This window comes from Pseudarthrobacter sp. SORGH_AS 212 (assembly GCF_030818145.1).
Classification (GTDB): domain Bacteria; phylum Actinomycetota; class Actinomycetes; order Actinomycetales; family Micrococcaceae; genus Arthrobacter.
In genome coordinates this window covers 2,423,373-2,443,846 of record NZ_JAUTAA010000001.1, presented here as the reverse complement: position 1 = coordinate 2,443,846, position 20,474 = coordinate 2,423,373, and the positions used below count along the sequence as shown (strand labels likewise).

16 protein-coding genes and 1 pseudogene are annotated in these 20,474 nt (G+C 67.0%); 8 read left to right on the top strand and 9 right to left on the bottom strand.

All coding sequences use genetic code 11. The features are described 5' to 3' along the window. Positions 1-203: 203 nt before the first annotated feature. A complete protein-coding gene (locus QE394_RS11140; RefSeq protein WP_349034510.1) occupies positions 204-884 on the top strand; it encodes a GntR family transcriptional regulator in 681 nt (226 codons plus the stop codon). Positions 885-1,016: 132 nt separating this feature from the next. Here QE394_RS11140 and purU read toward each other — a convergent pair whose 3' ends face one another. The 7 genes and pseudogenes from purU to glyA form a co-directional block, all read right to left on the bottom strand. Continuing rightward, positions 1,017-1,913, bottom strand: a complete 897-nt coding sequence (gene purU, locus QE394_RS11135; RefSeq protein ID WP_056081264.1) for a formyltetrahydrofolate deformylase — start codon at positions 1,911-1,913, stop codon at positions 1,017-1,019. Between the two features lie 3 nt (positions 1,914-1,916). Then, the gene (locus tag QE394_RS11130) at positions 1,917-3,344 is read right to left on the bottom strand and encodes an L-serine ammonia-lyase (protein ID WP_261619523.1); all 1,428 of its coding nucleotides are present in this window, start codon (positions 3,342-3,344) and stop codon (positions 1,917-1,919) included. Continuing rightward, positions 3,344-3,994 carry a sarcosine oxidase subunit gamma family protein gene (locus tag QE394_RS11125; RefSeq protein ID WP_056081268.1) on the bottom strand — a complete coding sequence of 217 codons (651 nt, stop codon included), beginning with the start codon at positions 3,992-3,994 and terminating at the stop codon, positions 3,344-3,346. The genes QE394_RS11130 and QE394_RS11125 overlap by 1 nt, the downstream gene beginning before the upstream one ends. Next, entirely contained in the window at positions 3,987-6,944 is a 2,958-nt protein-coding gene (locus tag QE394_RS11120; RefSeq protein WP_349034509.1) for a 2Fe-2S iron-sulfur cluster-binding protein, read from the bottom strand. The genes QE394_RS11125 and QE394_RS11120 overlap by 8 nt, the downstream gene beginning before the upstream one ends. Then, positions 6,941-7,351 carry a sarcosine oxidase subunit delta gene (locus QE394_RS11115; protein ID WP_056081273.1) on the bottom strand — a complete coding sequence of 137 codons (411 nt, stop codon included), beginning with the start codon at positions 7,349-7,351 and terminating at the stop codon, positions 6,941-6,943. Before QE394_RS11115 ends, QE394_RS11120 begins: the two co-directional genes overlap by 4 nt. Before the next feature lie 29 nt (positions 7,352-7,380). Beyond that, positions 7,381-8,602: pseudogene (locus QE394_RS11110) on the bottom strand (sarcosine oxidase subunit beta family protein). Continuing rightward, on the bottom strand, positions 8,599-9,945 hold the full coding sequence (gene glyA, locus QE394_RS11105) for a serine hydroxymethyltransferase (RefSeq protein WP_349034508.1): 1,347 nt from the start codon (positions 9,943-9,945) through the stop codon (positions 8,599-8,601). The pseudogene QE394_RS11110 and the gene glyA overlap by 4 nt, the downstream one beginning before the upstream one ends. A 132-nt stretch (positions 9,946-10,077) precedes the next feature. Between glyA and QE394_RS11100 the strand changes: the two genes are divergently transcribed. Beyond that, on the top strand, positions 10,078-10,737 hold the full coding sequence (locus QE394_RS11100; protein ID WP_082497415.1) for a GntR family transcriptional regulator: 660 nt from the start codon (positions 10,078-10,080) through the stop codon (positions 10,735-10,737). A gap of 45 nt (positions 10,738-10,782) precedes the next feature. On the opposite strand, the gene QE394_RS11095 is transcribed toward QE394_RS11100, so the two are convergent. Further along, positions 10,783-11,157: a VOC family protein gene (locus tag QE394_RS11095; RefSeq protein WP_056081287.1), complete on the bottom strand. Its 375-nt coding sequence runs from the start codon at positions 11,155-11,157 to the stop codon at positions 10,783-10,785. Between the two features lie 82 nt (positions 11,158-11,239). Further along, positions 11,240-12,448 (bottom strand): ROK family protein, encoded by a 1,209-nt coding sequence (locus QE394_RS11090; RefSeq protein ID WP_349034507.1) that lies wholly within the window; start codon positions 12,446-12,448, stop codon positions 11,240-11,242. 91 nt (positions 12,449-12,539) lie between these two features. Here QE394_RS11090 and QE394_RS11085 point away from each other — a divergent pair, with 91 nt between their 5' ends. From QE394_RS11085 to QE394_RS11060, 6 genes are all read left to right on the top strand, one after another. Then, positions 12,540-13,817 (top strand): extracellular solute-binding protein, encoded by a 1,278-nt coding sequence (locus tag QE394_RS11085; protein WP_349034506.1) that lies wholly within the window; start codon positions 12,540-12,542, stop codon positions 13,815-13,817. Between the two features lie 37 nt (positions 13,818-13,854). Then, positions 13,855-14,796 carry a sugar ABC transporter permease gene (locus tag QE394_RS11080; RefSeq protein WP_349034505.1) on the top strand — a complete coding sequence of 314 codons (942 nt, stop codon included), beginning with the start codon at positions 13,855-13,857 and terminating at the stop codon, positions 14,794-14,796. Beyond that, entirely contained in the window at positions 14,793-15,680 is an 888-nt protein-coding gene (locus QE394_RS11075; RefSeq protein ID WP_056081298.1) for a carbohydrate ABC transporter permease, read from the top strand. Before QE394_RS11080 ends, QE394_RS11075 begins: the two co-directional genes overlap by 4 nt. A gap of 49 nt (positions 15,681-15,729) precedes the next feature. Further along, the gene (locus QE394_RS11070; protein WP_349034504.1) at positions 15,730-17,448 is read left to right on the top strand and encodes an alpha-amylase family glycosyl hydrolase; all 1,719 of its coding nucleotides are present in this window, start codon (positions 15,730-15,732) and stop codon (positions 17,446-17,448) included. A 1-nt stretch (position 17,449) separates the two neighbouring features. Further along, on the top strand, positions 17,450-18,226 hold the full coding sequence (ppgK, locus tag QE394_RS11065; protein ID WP_349034503.1) for a polyphosphate--glucose phosphotransferase: 777 nt from the start codon (positions 17,450-17,452) through the stop codon (positions 18,224-18,226). Between the two features lie 231 nt (positions 18,227-18,457). Further along, the gene (locus QE394_RS11060) at positions 18,458-20,371 is read left to right on the top strand and encodes an amylosucrase (RefSeq protein ID WP_349034502.1); all 1,914 of its coding nucleotides are present in this window, start codon (positions 18,458-18,460) and stop codon (positions 20,369-20,371) included. Positions 20,372-20,474: the final 103 nt, after the last annotated feature.

Below are 20,474 nucleotides of genomic sequence, written 5' to 3'. Positions count from 1 at the left end.
GGGTTCGCCGCCGTCGGTGGCGGCGTCCCGCAGGTGTGGGCCGGCTGGGTCCGTGGTTCCGGAACGCTCGAGCCATGTGACTCAAACCACCATAAGATGTGATCACAGATCACACAAGACCTTCGACGAAGATTTCCTTGGGCTTAGGAGGCTCGCTGATTGAGCCGTCGGGGCAGATCTCCACGCGGCCGTATATTGGACGGGTGGTCATATCCAAGCGCGTCGAGCCCACCCTGCTGACGGATCAGGTCTTTGCGATGATCCACGCCTCGATCCTCAGCGGCGACCTCCCGGCCGGCTCCAGGCTCAAGGTGCGGGACCTTGCCGAGCAGGTGGGCACCAGCGTGATGCCCGTGCGCGAGGCGATCCGGCGGCTGGAGGAGATCGGCCTTGCGGAGCGGGAACCCCACAAGGGTGCAGTGGTCAAGAGCCTGACCTTCGAGGAGCTCATCCACGTTTACGGCGTCCGCAGGCTCCTCGAAACCGAGGCGGCCCGGCTGGGCAGTGAAAACATCACGCCCGAGGACTGCAGAAGGATGCAGTCCGAGTACGAACTGATGCGCAAGGCCATCGACGAGCAGCGGGTGATCGCGCTGCTGGACCACGATGAGGCGATGCTGGCCATCCTGTACCAGGCCAGCGGCAATCCCGTGCTGCTCCAGATTATCAGGACGCTGTGGCAGCAGTGCCGGGCGTACAAGATTGTCGGCGCGCAGGGCTCCCTGGACTCCGGCACGGACGATTCGCTGTGGCGGTACCAGCAGGACCTGGTGACGGCGGCACGAAACGGGGATGCGGCGGCTGCGGCAGCGGTGAACGAGGCATCCCTGGTGGACGCCACCGAACGCATCAGGGCCCGGCTGGCCGAACAGGCGACGCCGTAGGGAACGGCAAAAAAACGCGGCCGGCCACCCGTCAGGGCAACCAGCCGCGCTTCAGCTGTAAAGATGTCCGCTCAGGCGCCGGCCGGGACGCCTATGAGGCGGTTCCAGTCCCGGCAGCGGCGCAGGCCCGTGCTAGCGGAGCACCACGGTGCGGTTGCCCTGCAGGATGACCCGGCCTTCGCAGTGCCACTTCACTGCGTTGGAGAGGGCCTTGCATTCGGTGTCGCGGCCCGCGGCCACCAGGTCCTCGGGGCCGTAGGTGTGGTCCACGTCCACCACCTGCTGGGAGATGATGGGCCCCTCGTCCAGCTCTGCGTTGACGTAGTGCGCGGTGGCGCCAACGGTCTTGACGCCGCGTGCGTACGCCTGGTGGTAGGGCTTGGCGCCCTTGAAGCTGGGCAGGAACGAGTGGTGGATGTTGATGGCCCGGCCGTCCAGTTGCCGGGTCAGGTCGTCGCTGAGCACCTGCATGTAGCGGGCCAGCACCACCAGTTCGACGTCGAGCCCGTCCACCAGTTCCATCAGCTCGGCTTCCGCTGCGGGCTTGGTGGCGGCAGTGACCGGGATGTGGTGGAACGGGATGCCGTGCCACTCCACCAGGGCCTGGTGGTCCCGGTGGTTGGACACAACAGCCACCACGTCCACGGGCAGTTCGCCGATGCGGGCACGGAACAGCAGGTCGTTGAGGCAGTGCCCGAACTTGGACACCATGATCAGCACCTTGCGCTTGGAGCCCTGGCGTTCCAGCTGCCAGCGCATGCCGAATTTCTCCGCCACGGGGGCGAAGGAGTTCCGCAAAACGTCCAGCGTGGAATCGTCGCCTTCGGAGGCGAAGTGCACGCGCATGAAGAAGTGCCCTTCAGAGCGTTCACCGAACTGCTTGTTGTCGATGATGTCGCAGCCGTGATCCAGCAGGAAGCCGGACACGGCGTGGACAATGCCGGGCCCTTCCGGGCAGTCAAGGGTCAGGACGTGTTCCACGGTGGTGGGCGCCTTGGGCGCGGGCACGTGGGTTTCAGTGGCAGTCATGGTTCAGCACTCGATCACATTCACGGCGAGTCCTCCTCGGGAGGTTTCCTTGTACTTGGTTTTCATGTCGGCTCCGGTATCGCGCATGGTCTTGATCGCCTTGTCCAGCGAGACCTTATGGCTGCCGTCCCCATGCAGGGCCAGCCGGGCCGCGTTGATCGCCTTGACGCTGGCGATCGCGTTCCGTTCGATGCAGGGGATCTGCACCAGCCCGCCCACGGGGTCGCAGGTCAGGCCGAGGTTGTGTTCGATCCCCACCTCGGCGGCGTTCTCCACCTGCGCGGGCGTTCCGCCGAGCACCTCGCAGAGACCGGCGGCGGCCATGGAGCAGGCCGACCCGACCTCACCTTGGCAGCCCACTTCAGCGCCGGAGATGGAGGCGTTCGTCTTGAACAGGATTCCGACGGCGGCCGCCGCCAGCAGGAAGCGGACCACACCGTCGTCGTCGGCTCCCGGAACAAACTTCACGTAGTAGTGCAGCACGGCAGGCACGATGCCCGCTGCCCCGTTGGTGGGGGCGGTGACAATGCGCCCGCCGGCGGCGTTCTCCTCGTTCACGGCCAGCGCGAAGAGGTTCACCCATTCCATCGCCAGCAAGGGATCGGCCGGCGCCTGGACGGGCGACGGCGAGGCTGCCGCTGCCTTGGCGGACGCTTCGGCCGAGGCGGCGGAGGCAGTCAGCGTGCGGAAGAGCGACGGCGCCCGCCGGGTGACCTTCAGTCCGCCGGGGAGGATGCCTTCGGCGTTGCAGCCGTTCTCCACGCATTCCTTCATGACGTCCCAGAGCCCCAGCAGCTGCTCCCGGAGCTCGGCTTCGCTGCGCCAGGTCAGTTCGTTGGCGAGCATGACGTCGGAGATGGACATGCTTTCGCGGCTGCAGATCTCGAGGAGTTCGTCAGCCGTTGAGAACGGGTACGGCAGCACGGTGTCATCCGCCACCACCTTGTCCGCGCCCTCGGCGTCGCCGTCCACCACGAAGCCGCCGCCGATCGAGTAGTAGCTCCGTTCGCTCAGCACGGCACCGCTGTGGTCCAGCGCCCGGAACGTCATGCCGTTCGGGTGTGCCGGGAGGGACTTGCGCCGGTGGAGGACCACGTCCTCTTCCCAGTTGAAGTCCACCCGGTGGGTCCCTGCGATCTGGAGTTCGGCGTTGAGTGCTGCGGAAGCCACCTGGTCGTCGGCGGTAAAGGTGTTGACGGTCTCCGGTTCCAGGCCCTGCAAACCCAGGACCACTGCCTTGTCCGAGCCGTGGCCGCGGCCGGTGGCGCCCAGGGAGCCGAACAGTTCGGACTGGACCCGGGTGGTGGAGGCCAAGTGGCCGTCGCCCTTCAGCCCGTCAGCGAAGAGCTTTGCCGCCCGCATCGGGCCCACCGTGTGTGACGACGAGGGCCCGATGCCGACAGAAAAGAGGTCAAGGACGCTCAGCGCCATCAGGGGACCTCTGGCGAGGCGTACTCCCGCATGCCGTCCAGGAGCCAGCGGCCCAGGAACTCGGCGAACGAGGCCCGCGGGAAGACCCTGAAGGACTCCTCACCGGTCTTCCACAGGAGGGCGGGGATGTTCCCGATTTCCGTGGAGTACGCGGTGCCGGGCTTGAAGACGCGGGGGTGCAGGTCCAACGAGCAGCCCTTTTCGAGGACGGAGCGTGCCTGCGGGCCGGTCAGTTCGAAGGTGGTGCGGTTGGCCGAGAGGTCAACCACCTGGCCGGAATCGCCGCCCAGGGCGTCCCGGAGCGCCTGGATGAGGCCGCCGCCCAGGGACTCGTGGGCTTCGGTGGGCGCAACCACCAGGAACTCGGCCGGGCCCAGCCACAGGACGGAGGTGTCACCGCTGCCGGCCACCGCGCCGGAACCGGCGGGCAGGCCGCCGGTCACCGCGGCGATGCGCTGTGCAGCGTCGGAGCCTGCGGCTGCCCGGATCCCCACCATGGTAAGGAAGGGGAGCTCGGAGATCTCGACGGTTCCGGCGAGCGAGCCTGCCGCGAACGCGTCCCGGAGCACTTCGGCCGGGCTGGTGCGGACCGCGAGGTCTTTATCCACCGGAGTCTTTGCGGGGGTGGGGGAAGCTGCTGTCTCAGCCATCTTTGCGGGTCCCTTCGGAGTCAAAAAGCACTGTCTCTGCAACAACCACGTCCACCAGCTGGTCGCCGGCGGCGGCAATCAGCGTCTCGCCGATGCGGTTGCGTCCGTTCTTGATCAGGGCCAGGCCGAACGAACGGCCCAGCGCTGCGCTGTGGTAGCTGGAGGTGACGAACCCTTCCATCGGCACGGGGCCGTAGGCGGGGTTGGTGGAGCGTCCCTTTTCCACCAGCTGGGTGCCTTCGGGCAGCCGCAGCGTGCGGTCCACGGGGAGGACGCTGACCAGGTGCTTGCGGTCTTCACGCTGGGCGTCCACCCGTGAGTAGGAGCGCTTGCCGATGAACTCCTTGGCTTTGGATACGATCCACTCCATGCCGGCATCCTGCGGGGTGACGGTGCCGTCGGTGTCCTGCCCGACGATTGGGTAGCCCTTCTCGGCGCGCAGCACGTGCATGGTTTCGGTGCCGTACGGGGTGATGTTGAATTCGGCGCCGGCAGCGGCCACGGACTCCCAGGTGTTCAGGCCGTACCAGGCCGGGATGTTGATCTCGTAGGCGAGTTCGCCGGAGAACGAGATCCGGCAGACCCGGGCCCGGACGCCGGAGGCGAGGGTGGTTTCGCGGAAGGTCATGAACGGGAAGTTCTCGGCCTCGAGTCCGCCGTTGGCGGCCAGTTCCGGAGCCACCTTGGCGATCACTTCGCGGGATTTGGGCCCCACGACGGCAATCGTGTTCCACTGCTCCGTCACCGAGGTGCACTGGACGTCCAGCTCGGGCCATTCGGTCTGCAGCCATTCCTCCAGGTGGTCCAGCACCTTCGCGGCGCCGCCGGTGGTGGTGGTCATGAAGTAGGTGTCTTCATCCAGCCGGAGGGTCACGCCGTCGTCGAAGATCATGCCGTCAGCGAGGCACATGACGCCGTAGCGTGCCGAGCCCGGGGCGAGCTTCTTGAAGGCGTTGGTGTAGACGCGGTTCAGGAACTCGCCGGCGTCCTTGCCGCGGATTTCGATCTTGCCCAGGGTGGTGGCATCCATGAACCCCACGGAGTCGCGGACGGCGGCGCATTCGCGCAGCACTGCGGCGTCCATGTCCTCCCCGCCCTGCGGGTAGTACCAGGGCCGCTTCCACTGCCCGACATCCTCAAACAATGCACCCTTGGCAACGTGCCACGGCTGGATCGAGGTGATGCGGGCGGGGTCGAAGAGCTCACCGCGCTGGCGTCCGGCCAGAGCCGCGAAGGCCACCGGCGTGAACGGTGCCCGGTAGGTGGTGGTGCCGATGTCGCCGATGCCGCGGGAAGCCTCGCCGGCCGTGCGCAGTGCCGCCGCGATCACGCCGATGGCGTTCACGCCGGAGGTCTTGCCCTGGTCGTTGGCGGTGCTGATGGAGGTGTACCGCTTGATGTGCTCCACGGAACGCATGCCGGCACCGGTGGAGCGGAGCACGTCCGCCACGGACTGGTCGCGTTGGAAGTCCACGAAGTGGTGGTGCCAGTCGTCCGGGGTCCCGCTCTCCCCCGGTACCAGCCAGAGCTGGCGGGTGGGGGCGGAAGCCTTCGGCTCGGAAAGGAGAATGGGATCGACGGCAGCGTCGGCATTTTCAGGCTCGAAGCCCGCGGCGATGGCCGCCTTCGCACCGGCGGAGATGCCCTCGGCGAGGCAGTCGGCGGTGTCGAAGGAGCCGCGGCCGGCGCCGATGGTCTGCTGGTTGGGAACCTCGGTACTGGGCACGAAGGCTGCCAGCTCGTCGTCCCAGCGCAGCTTGCCCTGCCGCTGCGAGTGCAGGTGCACCAGCGGGCTCCAGCCGCCGGACACAGCCAGCAGGTCTGCGGCGATCTGCTCGACGCCGGAGGTGAGCTCGCCGTCGTCGTTGATGCTGCGGACGGTGACGCCGTCCAGCCGTCCGGCGGAATCAGCGGAGGTGTTGGCCACCGCGCTGCCGATCAGCACCCGGATTCCGGATTCCACGGCGGCGGTTGCCGCGGGTGTGAGCTTGGGGCGGGCGTCCACGACGGCTGCGACCTTGACGCCGGCGGCGGCGAGGTCAGCGGCGGTGGCGTAGGCGCTGTCGTTGGTGGTGCCGATGACCACGCGGCTGCCGGCGGCCACTGCGTAGCGGTTCAGGTAGGTTCGCACTGCCGAGGCGAGCATGACGCCCGGGCGGTCGTTGTTCTCGAACACCAGGGGGCGCTCGTGGGCGCCGGGTGCCAGGACAACCTGGTTGGCACGGATGTGCCAAATCCGCTGGCGGGAGACTCCGGGCGCTGCCGGGCTGGTGAGGTGGTCGGTGCGGTTCTGGACGGCGATGACGTAGTTGGCGTCGTAGGCGCCGAACGCGGTGGTGCGGTTCAGGACCGTGGATTCCGCACCGGAGACCAGTTCAGCCTCGACGTCAGCCACCCATTCCAGGGCGGGCTTGCCCTCGATGGTTTCGGCCAGGCCCTCGGCCGTGGAGCCGGAGAGCAGGGAACCGCCGAGTTCGGGCTGGTCGTCGAGGAGCATGACCCGGGCACCGGTGCGGGCCGCTTCGCGGGCCGCGGCGAGCCCGGCGGGGCCGCCGCCGACCACCAGGATGTCCGTGTGGACGTACTTCTTGTCGTATTCGGCGCGGTCGTCGGCCGGATCCAGTTTGCCCAGGCCGTTGAGCTGGAGGGCCTGGAGCCCGTCCACCAGGGAGACCGTGGTGGCGGGCAGCATGGATTCTGCCACGTGGCCGGGGAAGCGGGCTTCCACCCGGACCAGGGCGTTGGCTTCTTCAACACCGGCGGACATGATGCCGCGGTGGCGGTCCTCGTAGAGAGAGTTTCCGGCGGCGATGCGGCCGTTGGCGAGCAGTGCGGAGGCCAGGGTGTCGCCGGGGTGGCCGGTAAACTCCTCGCCATCCACGGTGAAGCGCCAGGAGATGGTGCGGTCGATGCGGCCGCCGGTGGCCAGGCGGGCGTTCTGGGAGGTCACTTGGTGGCTCCTTCCGGGGCTGCAGTGGTGGCGGAGGAAATGCTGGTGCCTGAGATGTCGGGTGCGGCGGTCCCGGTGGTGGTGCTGTCCGCGGCAAGGCTGGCGGTCCCGGACTCGGCGCCGGTGGTGCCGGCCCGGTCAGGCCGCGGCGCTCCCATCGGGTAGATCGCCTGGATGTCGTAGCTCACGGTGTCTCGGAGCATGTTGAACCACTGGCGACAGCCGGTGCTGTGGACCCAGCGTTCGGCGAAGGTGCCCTTGGTGTTGCTGCGGTAGAAGAGGTAGCGGGACCACTCCGTGTCACTGAGCTCGTTGGGGTTCTCGGGGTACGGGACGTGGGCCTGTCCCCCGTAGTGGAATTCGGTTTCGTCCCGCGGGCCGCAGTTGGGGCATGGGATCAGCAGCATGTGCGTTAGTCCTTTTCTGGTGGCGGCGGCTAGTGGGCCACGGCGGCGGCGCCGTGTTCGTCGATGAGCGCGCCGGTTTCGAAGCGTTCCAGGGAGAACGGCGCATTCAGCTTGTGCGGGGCGCCGGTGGCGATGGTGTGTGCGAAGGTCATGCCTGCCGCGGGGGTGCCCTTGAAGCCGCCGGTTCCCCAGCCGCAGTTCACGAACATGTTCTCCACCGGGGTGGTGCCTACAATCGGCGAGGCGTCCAGGGTGGTGTCCACGATGCCGCCCCATGTCCGGAGCACGTGGGCCCGGGCAAAGATGGGGAAGAGCTCGACGGCGGCCGCCATCTGCTGCTCGATCACGTGGAAGGAGCCGCGCTGGCCGTAGCCGTTGTAGGAGTCCACGCCGGCGCCCATGACCAGTTCGCCCTTGTGCGCCTGCGAAACATAGACGTGGACGTGGTTGGACATGACCACCGTGGGGTGGACCGGCTCGTGCAGTTCGGACACCAGTGCCTGCAGCGGTGTGGGACTGGATGGGAAGCTCGAAGCCTGCCATCTCGGCCAGGACCGAGCTGTGGCCGGCGGCGCAAAGGCCAACCTTTTCGGTGTTGATGGTGCCGCGGCTGGTCTTGACGCCCACCACGCGGTCACCGTCCTTGAGGAAGCCGGTGACTTCGCAGTTCTGGATGATGTCCACGCCCAGCTCGTCGCACTTGCGGGCGAAGGCCCAGGCAACATGGTCGTGCTTGGCGATGCCGGCACGGGGCTGGTAGGTGGCGCCCATGACCGGGTAGCGGATGTTGTCGCTGATGTTCAGGATGGGGCAGAGTTCCTTGACCTGCTGCGGGTCCAGCCATTCAGCGTCAACGCCGTTGAGCTTGTTGGCTCCCACGCGGCGCATGCTTTCGCGGACGTCGCCCAGGGTGTGGGCCAGGTTCATCACGCCGCGCTGGCTGAACAGGAAGTCGTACTCGAGTTCCTCGGGCAGGATCTCCCAGAGCTTGAGGGCGTGCTCGTAGATTGCGGCGCTCTCGTCCCAGAGGTAGTTGGAACGGATGATGGTGGTGTTGCGGGCCATGTTGCCACCAGCCAGCCAGCCCTTTTCCAGGACCGCGATGTTGGTCATTCCGTGGTTCTTGGCCAGGAAGTATGCGGTGGCCAGGCCGTGCCCGCCGCCGCCGACGATCACGGCGTCGTAGGAGGACTTGGGTTCCGGGTTCCGCCAGAGGAATTCCGGGTGTTCGGGGAGGTGGGGGGCGCTCACTGGGCTGCTCCAATCAGGTCTGCTTCTGCACCGGCCAGGCGGGCGCTGCTGTTCTCGGAAAGATGCGGGTAAAGGGGGAACTGCTCAGCAAGCGCCGTAACGCGTGCGCGGAGTTCGACGGCGGTGTCCCCCGGCAGGGTGCCCGTGGACGCGGAGGCAATAAGCGCCGTCGCGATGATGTCCGCAACCTCGGTGAATTCGGCTGCGCCGAAGCCGCGGGCAGCCAGGGCGGGGGTGCCGATGCGGAGGCCTGAGGAGACCATCGGGGGGCGGGGGTCGAACGGGACGGCGTTCCGGTTGACCGTGATGCCGATGTGGTGGAGGGCGTCTTCGCCCTGCTGGCCGTCAAGTTCGGAGTGCCGGAGGTCAACGAGGACCAGGTGCACATCGGTGCCGCCGTTGACCACGGAGATTCCGGCTTCCTGGACGTCCGGCTGCAGGAGGCGTTCGGCCAGCAGCTGCGCACCCTGCAGGACGCGCTCCTGGCGTTCCTTGAATTCCGGGGTTGCGGCGAGCTTGAAAGCCACGGCCTTGGCGGCGACCACATGCTCCAGCGGTCCGCCCTGCTGGCCGGGGAACACGGCGGAATTGATCTTCTTGGCGTACTCCTCCTTGGCGAGGATGACGCCGCCGCGGGGGCCGCCGAGGGTCTTGTGCGTGGTGGTGGTGACCACGTCCGCGTAGGGGACGGGGTTCGGGTGCAGGCCGGCGGCTACGAGGCCGGCGAAGTGTGCCATGTCCACCATCAGGTAGGCGCCCACAAGGTCGGCGATCCGGCGGAACTCGGCGAAGTCGAGCTGGCGGGAGTAGGCGGACCAGCCGGCAACGATCAGCTTGGGCTTGTGCTCCAGGGCCAGCGCTTCCACCTCGGCCATGTCCACCCGGAGGTCGTCCTCACGGACGTGGTACGGCACCACGTTGTAGAGCTTGCCGGAGAAGTTGATTTTCATGCCGTGGGTGAGGTGTCCGCCGTGGGCGAGGGACAGGCCCAGGATGGTGTCGCCCGGGTTGAGCAGGGCGAACATGGCGGCGGCGTTGGCCTGCGCGCCGGAGTGCGGCTGCACGTTGGCGAATTCGGCACCGAACAGTGCTTTGACCCGGTCGATGGCCAGCTGTTCGATCACATCAACGTGCTCGCAGCCGCCGTAATAGCGCTTGCCGGGGTAGCCCTCGGCGTACTTGTTGGTGAGGACCGAGCCCTGCGCCTCCATCACTGCCGAGGGAGCGAAGTTCTCCGAGGCGATCATTTCCAGGGTGGACTGCTGGCGGTACAGTTCCTGCGCAACGGCGGCGGCGACGTCGGCGTCCACCGTGGCGAGCGAGGCGTTGAGTGCGTCCTGCATGTTTCTCCTTCTAAACCTGAAGTCCTGATCCGTAACTGATCTGTAACTGATATATTAGAACTGACGTAATAGTATGTTCCAGATCACGTAGCAGTCAATAGTCACCATGGAAGAGAGCTCAACATGGGCGTAATGCTGGAGAACTCCATCGCCGGCGATGAAGACCTCTCACTCGCCGAGCGGGCGTACCGGCATCTGCGGGACCGCCTGATCATGCTGGAAATCCGCCCCGGCGAAGCCATTAACGACGGCAAGCTCGCGGCCGAGCTCGGCATCGGACGCACGCCCGTGCGGGAAGCCCTCAAACGCCTGGAAAGCGACCACCTGGTGGTGTCCTACCCCCGCCGGGGAACGTTCGCCACTATCGTCGACATCACCGAACTCGCGGATGTCTCCGAGCTGCGTGAATCGCTGGAGCCCCTGGCAGCCAAGCGGGCAGCCAAGCTGGCCACGCCGGCACTGCGGGCGGAGATCCGGGAAACCGCCGCCGCAATTGCCGGCATGGACGGCGACGATGACCCCTACGACCTGATGCGCTACGACATCAAGGTCCACCGGCTGATCTACCGGGCCGCGGCGAACGCGCACCTGGAAGACGTCCTGATCCGCTACGACAACCTGGCCACCCGCATCTGGTGCATGGTGCTGGAGAAGGTCCCGTCGGTGTCATCACACATTGCCGAGCACGTTGAACTGCTCGAAGCAGTGGCCGACGGCGATTCCGAGCGGGCGGGCAAGCTCGCCCTGGAGCACGTCACCAGCTTCGAGCAGGCCATCCGCAGCGTGCTGTAGGCGGGGATGCAGGGCCCCTTCCCAGCCCTCCGGGCGCCCGGGGCGCTACGGGTCGAGGCGCTTGCGCAGGAGGCAGAACTCATTGCCCTCGGGGTCCTGCAGGACGTGCCAGTTTTCGTCGCCGGTTTGCCCCACGTCGGCCGGGCGGGCGCCCAGGGCCAGCAGGCGTTCCAGCTCGGCAGCCTGGTCCCGGTCCACCGGATTGACGTCGATGTGCAACGGCAGCCTGCCGGTGCGCGGGTTGCTGCTGGGGCTCAGGATGATGGTGGGCTGCGGTCCGCCAAACCCGGCCGGAGGCCCGATCTCGATGTAGCCGTCCTCCCGGTCGAGCTCCACGTAGCCGAGGACCTCACTCCAGAACCGCGCCAGCAGCTCGGGGTCGTTGCAGTTCAGGACCAGTTCACTGATGCGGCATGACATGGTGGCCAGTGTACGGGCAGGCGGCCCGATCCGGCCGATTTCCCGCAGCGGCAGTGCCCCGGGGCAGGGCAGGGCAGATGGGTCAGGGGCGGGTTGCCCGCGGCAGGAACGCCGTGGGATCGCGCCTGAACTGCGTCAGGGCCGATTCAATGGCTCCGTGGACCACAGCTTCCGCTCCGAAGGTGCTGGCAACGAGGTCCGGAAGTGGCAGGCCGGAGTTTGCCGGCAGCAGCGTGCGTGCGTGCTCCAGGACCGGCTCAATGGCGCGCGAGATCCCACCCGCTATGACCACCCGTTCGATATCCAGGAGGCTGGAGAGCACCACGGCGATCCGTGCCAGCCGGGTACCGAGCCGGGCGATGATGTCCCGTGCCAGCGCGTCCCCCTCGCGGGCCGCCTGGAAGACATCCTCCGCGTTGATGTCCTCTTCGGGGATCCGGCGCAGCGACGTGTCTCCTTCATAGGAACGGACCAGCGTGCGTGCCCACTTCCGGGCCAGCGCCCCGAACCCGTCCGAGGTTCCTTCCTCCGGCTCGAGCTTGCTGTCGGAAAGGATGTCCAGGAACCGCATCTCGCCGGCGCCGCCCCTGCGCCCGCGCAGCAGGCGCCCATCGACGATCAGGCCGGCACCGAACCGCTCCCCCGACAACAGGGTTGCCACGTTGGCTGACGGCTCCTGCGCGTGCTCGGCAATGGCTGCGAGGTTGGCGTCGTTTTCGATGGTGACTGCGCCCTCAAGGTGTTGGTCGAACCCGGAATTCATCAGCTGCCAGAATTCCCCCGCCCCGGGAGACCTGCCGTCCGCGTCCACCGGCGCGGGCACTCCCACCACGGTCAGCAGCACGTCGCCGGAGTCGCAGCCCACATCGGCCAGCGCCTGGTGGATCAGCTCTTGCGCGCCGGCAACTCGGCCGGCACGCCCCAGCGCGTGTGAGTCGATGCTTTGGCGCCGCTTGGCGAGCTCACGGCCGCGCAGGTCCGCGACGATCGTGGTGAGTTGGCCTTCGCCGGCGTCGAGTCCCACCACAACCCCCGCTGCCTCGCGCAGCTGGTAGCGGCGCGCAGGCCGGCCCTTGGGCGCGCGGCCGGCCTCGCCGCCGTCGGTCACTTCCTCCAGCCAGCCGGCGTCCACCAGGCCGTCGCAGACGCCCAGAACCGTGGCGCGCGTCAGCCCGGTGGCACCCATGGCTTCCCCTGCTGTGAACACCTGCTCCTGGAGGGCGAAGCGCAGCAACGCCCCGGAGTTGATCTGCCGTAACAGTTGGGTCGAGCTCGCCGTAGTTCCGTCCACCCCTTGACGATATCCCCTGCGTCCCCCATCCTCGTATAGGACCTAAATATAAGATCCAAATAAATTCCGATTGACCCCCTCTGAGGAGCCGATGTTGCCACCTTTGCCGTCCGCCGGGACATGTGTCTCCCGGCGTACCTTCCTTGCCGCCGCCGGAGGCTCTCTGGCCGCTTTCGGCCTCGCGGCGTGCAGCCCGGCCGGAACCCAGCCCACCATCACGTTCCACCAGTCGAAACCGGAAGCGGTCCCCTACTTCCGCGACCTCACAGCGAAATTCACGGCGTCACAGAGCCGCTTCCGCGTCCTGCATGACATGGCAACGAACCTCTCTGCCAGCTTCGTCCGCAGCAGCCCGCCGGATCTTGGCTGCCTCAACTACAACCTGGAGATGGCGCGGTTCATGGAGCGCGGCGCCCTCTCGGACCTGGCTGACCTTCCGGAAGCGGCATCCATCCGCGACGACGTCCTCGACCTCACCAACTGGTACCCCACCTACCCGGGCCGCACCAGCGTCATCCCCTATTCGGTCATGGCGGCGTCGGTCATCTACAACCGGCGCATCTTCGAGGCGAACGGCCTCTCGGTCCCTACTACCTGGGACGAACTCCTTAACGTCTGCGATCGGCTCAAAGCCGCGGGGATCACTCCGATCTACGGCACCTTCCGGGATCCCTGGACCATCGCCCAGGGCCTGTTCGACTACACCGTGGGCGGGATGGTCGATGTGCGCGGCTTCTACCAGTCCATGCACGAGGCGGGCGAGAAGGTTGGGCCGGATTCCGAGGTCTCATTCCAGAAGACGCTGCTGGAACCTGTCCGCCGCATGGTCCAGCTCAAGAAATACGTCAACGCCGATGCCGCCAGCCGCGGCTACGGGGACGGCAACACCGCCATGGCGCAGGGGCAGGCAGCCATGTACTTCCAGGGGCCGTGGGCCTTTGGTGAAATCGAAAAGGCCGGCACCGATGTGGACCTTGGCACCTTCCCCCTGCCTGTGACCGACAACCCCGCCGACCTCAAGGTACGCGTCAACATCGACCTTTCACTCTGGGTCCCCGAGGTCTCGAACGGACAGCAGGGGGCACGCGCCTTCATCCAGTACCTGATGCAGCCAGAGATCCAGGACACCTACAACGCCAAATTCCTGGGCTTCGGAACGGTCAAGGATGCCCCGCCGGTCACCGACCCGAGGATCGTGGAAATGCAGAAGTACTACGACGAGGGCCGCTTCTACATGGGTGCGTCACAGTTCATCCCCAACACGATTCCCGCCGCCAACTACATCCAGTCGATCATCGGCGGCGCCGATGCCGAGGCCACCCTGCGCCGGATGGACGCCGACTGGGCGCGCCTGGCATTCCGCGCGTAACCACTCAACAGACCAAGGCACGAAACGAGGACCATCCATGTCATCAATGACGAGACCTTCCACCGGGGCGGTGGCGACGTCGCCCCCAGCAGCGGCAAACCCGCCACGGACGCGTAAACGCAGGGTTGACCCGCTCTACTACTTCTTCCTGTTCCCGTCCCTGGCGATCTTCACGCTCGCCGTCACGCTGCCTGCCGTGCTGGGCTTCGTCTACAGCTTCACCAACTCCGTGGGGTTCGGCGACTTTGAATTCATCGGCATCCGGAACTTCATCGCCGTGTTCCGGGATGACGGAATCCTCGGATCCTACGGATTCACGCTCGCTTTCTCGCTCGTGACGGTCATCCTGGTGAACGTTGTGGCCTTCTTCCTGGCCCTGGGGCTCACGTCCCGCATCCGCTTCCGCGCCGCGCTGCGTACCGTGTTCGTGATCCCGATGGTGATATCCGGCATCGTCATCGCCTTCGTGTTCCAGTACCTCTTTTCGAATTCGCTGCCGCTGGCGGGCCAGGGCCTGGGCATCGAGCCGCTCGCCACGAGCATCCTGGCCAACCCCGACCTTGCCTGGCTGGCGATCGTCCTGGTCACGGCTTGGCAGTCGATTCCGAGCGCCATGCTGATCTACATCGCAGGGCTCCTCACCGTTTCCCCGGAGGTCTACGAGGCAAGCTCCATCGACGGAGCAACCCCCTGGCACAACCTCCGGCACATTACCCTGCCGCTGGTGGCCGGGTACGCCGTGATCAACACGGTCCTCGGCTTCAAGAACTACCTCAACACCTACGACATCATCGTGGGCCTGACCGACGGCGGCCCCGGAGTCTCCACGCGCAGCGTCGCCATGGCGATCTTCCGCGGCTTCGAAGGCGGCGATTACGCCTACCAGATGGCCAACGCCGTGATCTTCTTCCTCATCAGCGTCACCATCGCAGTCATCCAGCTCCGCTTCACCCGTGGCAAAGGAGGGATCGCAGCATGAGCACCGCGACCCGCACCATCCCAGCAAAACCGTCGGCCACCGGGAAGCGGCGGTTCGGCGGCGGCCAGGAGCGTACCAACTGGCCGGCAACCGCCATCCTGATTGTCTGCACCCTCGGCGTGCTCGTCCCGCTGTACGTCACCGTCAGCATGGCGTTCAAGACCACGGGCCAGGCCGTCGACGGCAACGCGTTTTCGCTGCCCAGCCCCCTGACCTTTGACAGCTTCGTCCAAGCCTGGACCCTGACGAACTTCTCCCGCGGCTTTGCGATCTCCGTCTTCGTGTCGGTCATCGCGGTGGTGGGGGAGATCGTGGTGTCGGCCCTGGCAGCCTACGCAATCGTCCGGAACTGGGACCGCAAACTCTTCCGCTGGTCATTCTTCTACCTGCTCGCGGCAATGTTCATCCCGTTCCCCGTAGTGGCACTCCCGCAGATCCAGCTCACGGGCCTGGTGGGACTCGACAACCCCCTCGGCGTCGCCATCCTGCACATCGTTTTTGCCCTGGCCTTCAACACCATGCTGTTCACGGCCTTCCTGCGCTCCATCCCGCTCGAGCTGGAGGAAAGCATGCGCATGGATGGCGCGGGGACGTGGCAGGTGTTCTGGCGGCTCATCTTCCCGCTGCTCGGGCCCATGAGCGCCACGGTGGGCATCTTTGCCTTCATCGCCTCCTGGAACGACTTCATGATGCCCTCACTCATCATTTCCGACCCCGAAATGCAGACCATTCCGGTACTGCAGAAGATCTTCCAGACGCAGTTCAGCAACAGCTACAACGTGGCGTTCGCCTCGTACCTGATGGCCATGGCGCCCGCCATCGTGGTCTACCTGTTTACCCAGCGCTGGGTCATGTCCGGCCTCACCCAGGGCGCCGTCAAGTAACTTCTCGGCCCGGACCCACCCGCAGAACACCAGACGTAAAGGAACCTTCGTGACCACCACCGCCATCACGGCACCCCGCACCGCCGCCACCTTCCAGGACGATCCCAACTGGTGGCGCCAGGCCTCCGTCTACCAGATCTATCCCCGCAGCTTCTCCGACTCCAACGGCGACGGCATCGGCGACCTCAACGGCATCACCGCCAAGGTCCCGTACCTGACGGAACTGGGCGTCGACGCGGTTTGGCTGAGCCCCTTCTACCCCTCCGCCCTTGCCGACGGCGGCTACGACGTGGACGACTACCGCAACGTGGACCCCAAGCTGGGCACCCTTGAGGATTTCGACGCCATGGCCGGCGCCCTGCACGCGGCAGGGATCAAGCTAATCGTTGACATCGTGCCCAACCACTCCTCCGACCGCCACGAGTGGTTCCGGGAAGCCCTGGCCGCGCCCAAGGGGTCCGCGGCCCGCAGCCGCTACATCTTCCGCGACGGGCTGGGCGAGAATGGTGAACTGCCGCCGTCGGACTGGGACTCGGTCTTCGGCGGCCCGGTGTGGGAGCGCATCACCGAACCGGACGGGACACCGGGTCAGTGGTACATGCACATCTTCGCCAAGGAACAGCCCGACTTCAACTGGGACAACCCGGAGGTCCGCGCGGACTTCCTGGAGACCCTCCGCTTCTGGTCCGACCGCGGCGTGGACGGCTTCCGCATCGACGTCGCCCACGCACTTACCAAGAACCTCGAGGGGACCCTGCCCTCCAAGGCTGACCTCGACGCCCGGGGCGAGGCGCTGTACCTTGCCGGCGAGCACCCGTACTGGGACCGCAACGAAGTCCACGGGATCTACGCCGAGTGGCGCACGCTCTTCAACGAGTACAACCCGCCGCGCACCGCCGTCGCCGAGGCCTGGGTGCACGCGGACCGCCGTGCCAGGTACGCCAGCCCGGATGGACTGGGCCAGGCCTTCAACTTCGACCTCCTGCAGGCAGACTTCGACGCCGGGCAGTTCCGCAGGACCGTCACCAAGAACCTCGCCGAGGCCGAGGCGTCCGGCGCCTCGTCCACGTGGGTTTTTTCCAACCACGACGTCGTCCGGCACGCCACTCGCTACGGGCTCCCCGCCTCCGCGTCGTCGGCGGAGGGGGAGATCATGGCCGGCCAGGCCGGCAAGCGCTGGCTGCTTGAGGGCGGCCGGCAGGAAGATGTGGACATCGAGCTTGGACTGCGCCGCGCCCGCGCCGCGTCGCTGCTGATGTTTGCCCTTCCCGGCTCCGCCTACCTGTACCAGGGCGAGGAGTTGGGGCTGCAGGAGGTCGGCAGCGAAATCCCCGACGCAGAGCGCCAGGACCCGTCCTTCTTCCGCAACAAGGGCGTGGAAATCGGCCGCGACGGCTGCCGCGTCCCGCTGCCCTGGAGCGCAGGCGGCAGTTCCTTCGGGTTCGGTCCGGGCGGTTCCCACCTGCCGCAGCCCGAATGGTTTGCCGGCGCCTCGGTGGAAGCCCAGGAAAACCGGGAAGACTCCACCCTGTCCCTCTACCGCCGGGCGCTGTCCCTGCGGTGGGAACTGCAGTCAGCCGAGACCCTGGAATGGCTGGAAACCGGACGGGATGACGTGCTGGCCTTCCGGCGGCCCAACGGCTGGACCTCGGTAACGAACTTCGGCACCGCGCCGTTCGCGCTGCCCGCCGGCCGCCTGCTGGTGGCCAGCTCGCCCGCGGAAAACGGTGAACTGCCCGGAGCGGCCACCGCCTGGCTGCAGGCCTAGCGTGGGGTTCGGGCTGGGGATCGACGTCGGCGGGACCTGGATTAAAGGGGCTGCCGTCAACCTTGACAGCGGCATCCCTGCCGGCGCCGTGCGCCGGCTCCGCACACCGGCGGGCGGCACTGTGGAAGCCGTCGCGGACACCCTGGACCGGCTGCTCCGCGAGCTCGAAACCCAGGCACCACTATCTCCGGACCGGCCCATCGGCGTCGCCATCCCTTCGATTGTCCGGAACGGGGTGGCGGCGTCCGCGGCAAACATGGACCGCAGCTGGGTGGGGCTTGATGTGCGGTCCTTCCTCGAGGTCCGGCTGGGACGTGCGGTGTGCGTGGTCAACGATGCTGACGCTGCGGGCCTGGCGGAAGTCCGTTACGGGGCGGGGCAGGACGTCTCCGGCACGGTGCTGGTCCTGACCCTGGGAACCGGCATCGGATCGGCACTCATCGTCGACGGCAGGCTGGTGCCCAACCTCGAGCTGGGACACCTGGAAGTGGGCGGCCGCAAGGCGGAATCCCGGGCGTCCGCCCTTGCCCGCGAGAACGAGGGTCTTGGCTGGCCGGAGTACGCCGTGAGGCTGCAGCAATACCTGCAGCACGTGGAGTTCCTCTTCTCACCGGACCTCATCATCCTGGGCGGCGGCATTTCGGCGTGCAGCAGCGAGTTCCTCCCCCGGCTGTCCCTGCGCAGCCCGGTGGTCCCCGCCGGTTTGGAAAACTCCGCAGGGGTGGTGGGCGCCGCCCTGTACGCCGCGGCAGGGCGGGATGCGCTGCTCCCCGCCTGATCCCGAACCGGTATACGTCGCAGGGCCGCTGAATTTCCCCTGGCTTGGCCCACGGCGCAGGGCGGACGACGGCGCGTTGCCGGGACGCGCCGTCGTCCGCCCTGAAAGGTGGGGAAAGTCAGCGGCCCGCACCTGCCGCACCACACCCCAAAGTGTGACGTGGCATACTTCGGTACAAAAGCCGGCTGCTTCATTCAGGGGACGCCCGGCGTCAGCGGAAAGGGCCGTGACATGCAGGAATCCGTCAGCGTGGAGGACAGCCCGCGGCAGCAGGTTCTGGCAGCACTGGCCAGCGAACACGCTGCCGGTCTCGCGGCGGACCCTGACTTCCACCGGCGGCTGGACCGGTACCTCCCGCTGCTGACCGGCCTGTTCCGCCCGCTGTACGGCACCCGGGCGGACTGGCAGGACCAGCTGGCAGCCCTGGTGGTCCAGGCCGCCCGGTCCTGGCAGGAGCGCGCCCCGGAACTCAAAGCCCTGGACGCTGAGCGGGAGGCAAACCCGCACTGGTTCCAGTCCAACGGCATGCTGGGCGGCGTCTGCTACGTGGACCGCTACGCGGAGAGCCTGGAAGGGGTTCGCAGCAGCATCCCCTATTTCAAGGAACTCGGCCTCACCTACCTGCACCTGATGCCGCTGTTCCTGGCACCCGAGCCGCATTCGGACGGCGGCTATGCGGTGTCCAGCTACCGGCAGGTCAACCCCAAACTGGGCACCATGGAACAGCTGCGTTCACTCGCGGCCGAGCTGCGCAGCAACGGGATCAGCCTGGTGGTGGACTTCATTTTCAACCACACCTCGGACGAACATGAGTGGGCCAGGAAAGCCGCCTCGGGAGACCTGGAGTACAGCGACTACTACTGGATCTTCCCGGACCGGACCATGCCCGACGCCTTCGAGCAGGACGTCCGGGAGATCTTCCCCGAGAACCACCCGGGTTCCTTCATCCGCATGGAGGACGGGCGCTGGGTGTGGGCCACGTTCCACACCTACCAGTGGGATTTGAACTATTCGAACCCCGACGTGTTCCGGGCCATGGCGGGCGAGATGCTGTTCCTGGCCAACCAGGGCGTGGACATCCTGCGCATGGATGCCGTGGCGTTCATCTGGAAGCAGCTGGGCACCACGTGCGAGAACCTTCCCGAAGCGCATACTCTGCTCCGGGCCTTCAACGCGGTGTGCCGGCTCGCGGCGCCGTCGCTGCTGTTCAAGTCGGAAGCGATCGTGCACCCGGACGAGGTGGCGCTTTACATCAACCCCGCCGAGTGCCAGCTCTCCTACAACCCGCTGCAGATGGCGCTCATCTGGGAATCCCTGGCCACCCGGGACGTGTCACTCCTCGCCCAGGCGCTCGAACGCCGGCACAACATCCCGGACGGCACCGCCTGGGTGAACTACGTCCGCAGCCACGACGACATCGGGTGGACCTTCGCCGACGAGGACGCCGCCGAACTGGGCATCAACGGCTTTGACCACCGCCGCTTCCTCAATTCGTTCTACGTCAACCGGTTTCCCGGCAGCTTCGCACGCGGCGTCCCGTTCCAGGACAACCCCCGCACCGGGGACTGCAGGATTTCAGGGACGACGGCGTCGCTGTGCGGCCTGGAGGACAGTCCGGCGGAAGCGGTGGAACGGATCCTCCTGGCCCACTCGGTCCCGTTCAGCACCGGCGGCATCCCGCTGCTCTACCTGGGCGACGAGGTGGGGCAGGTCAACGACTATGGCTACGCCGGCGAACCCGGCCACGGGGAGGACAGCCGCTGGGTGCACCGCCCGCACTATCCGTCGGCGCAGTACAAACTTCGCAACAACCCCTCCACGCCCGCGGGTGCTGTCTACGCGGGGCTGCGCCGGATGACGGAAGTCCGGGCCGGCACCCCCGAACTGGCGGGCACGCAGCTGATCGACTTCGCCACGCACAACCGCTCGGTGCTGGCGTACCAGCGGCCCGGCGCTTCTCCGGAAAGCACCCGGGTGCTGGCCCTGGCCAACTTCAGCGACTCCGCCCAGGACCTGCCGGCAGAAACGTTCGGCGGGTTCGCCCCGGCCGCCGTCGACCTTCTCTCCGAAGCTGCGGTGCAGCTGGACGGGGGCGTCACGCTCCTCCCCCGGCAGTACCTCTGGCTGCGCGTCACGCCCGTCTAGACCCGCGCTTCCCCAACCAGGTAGCAGCAGGTGTCGGTTTGGGGGCCCAAGACAGCATTTGCTGCTACTCAGTTGGGCGGGCGGGGCGGCGCGTGAAACCATA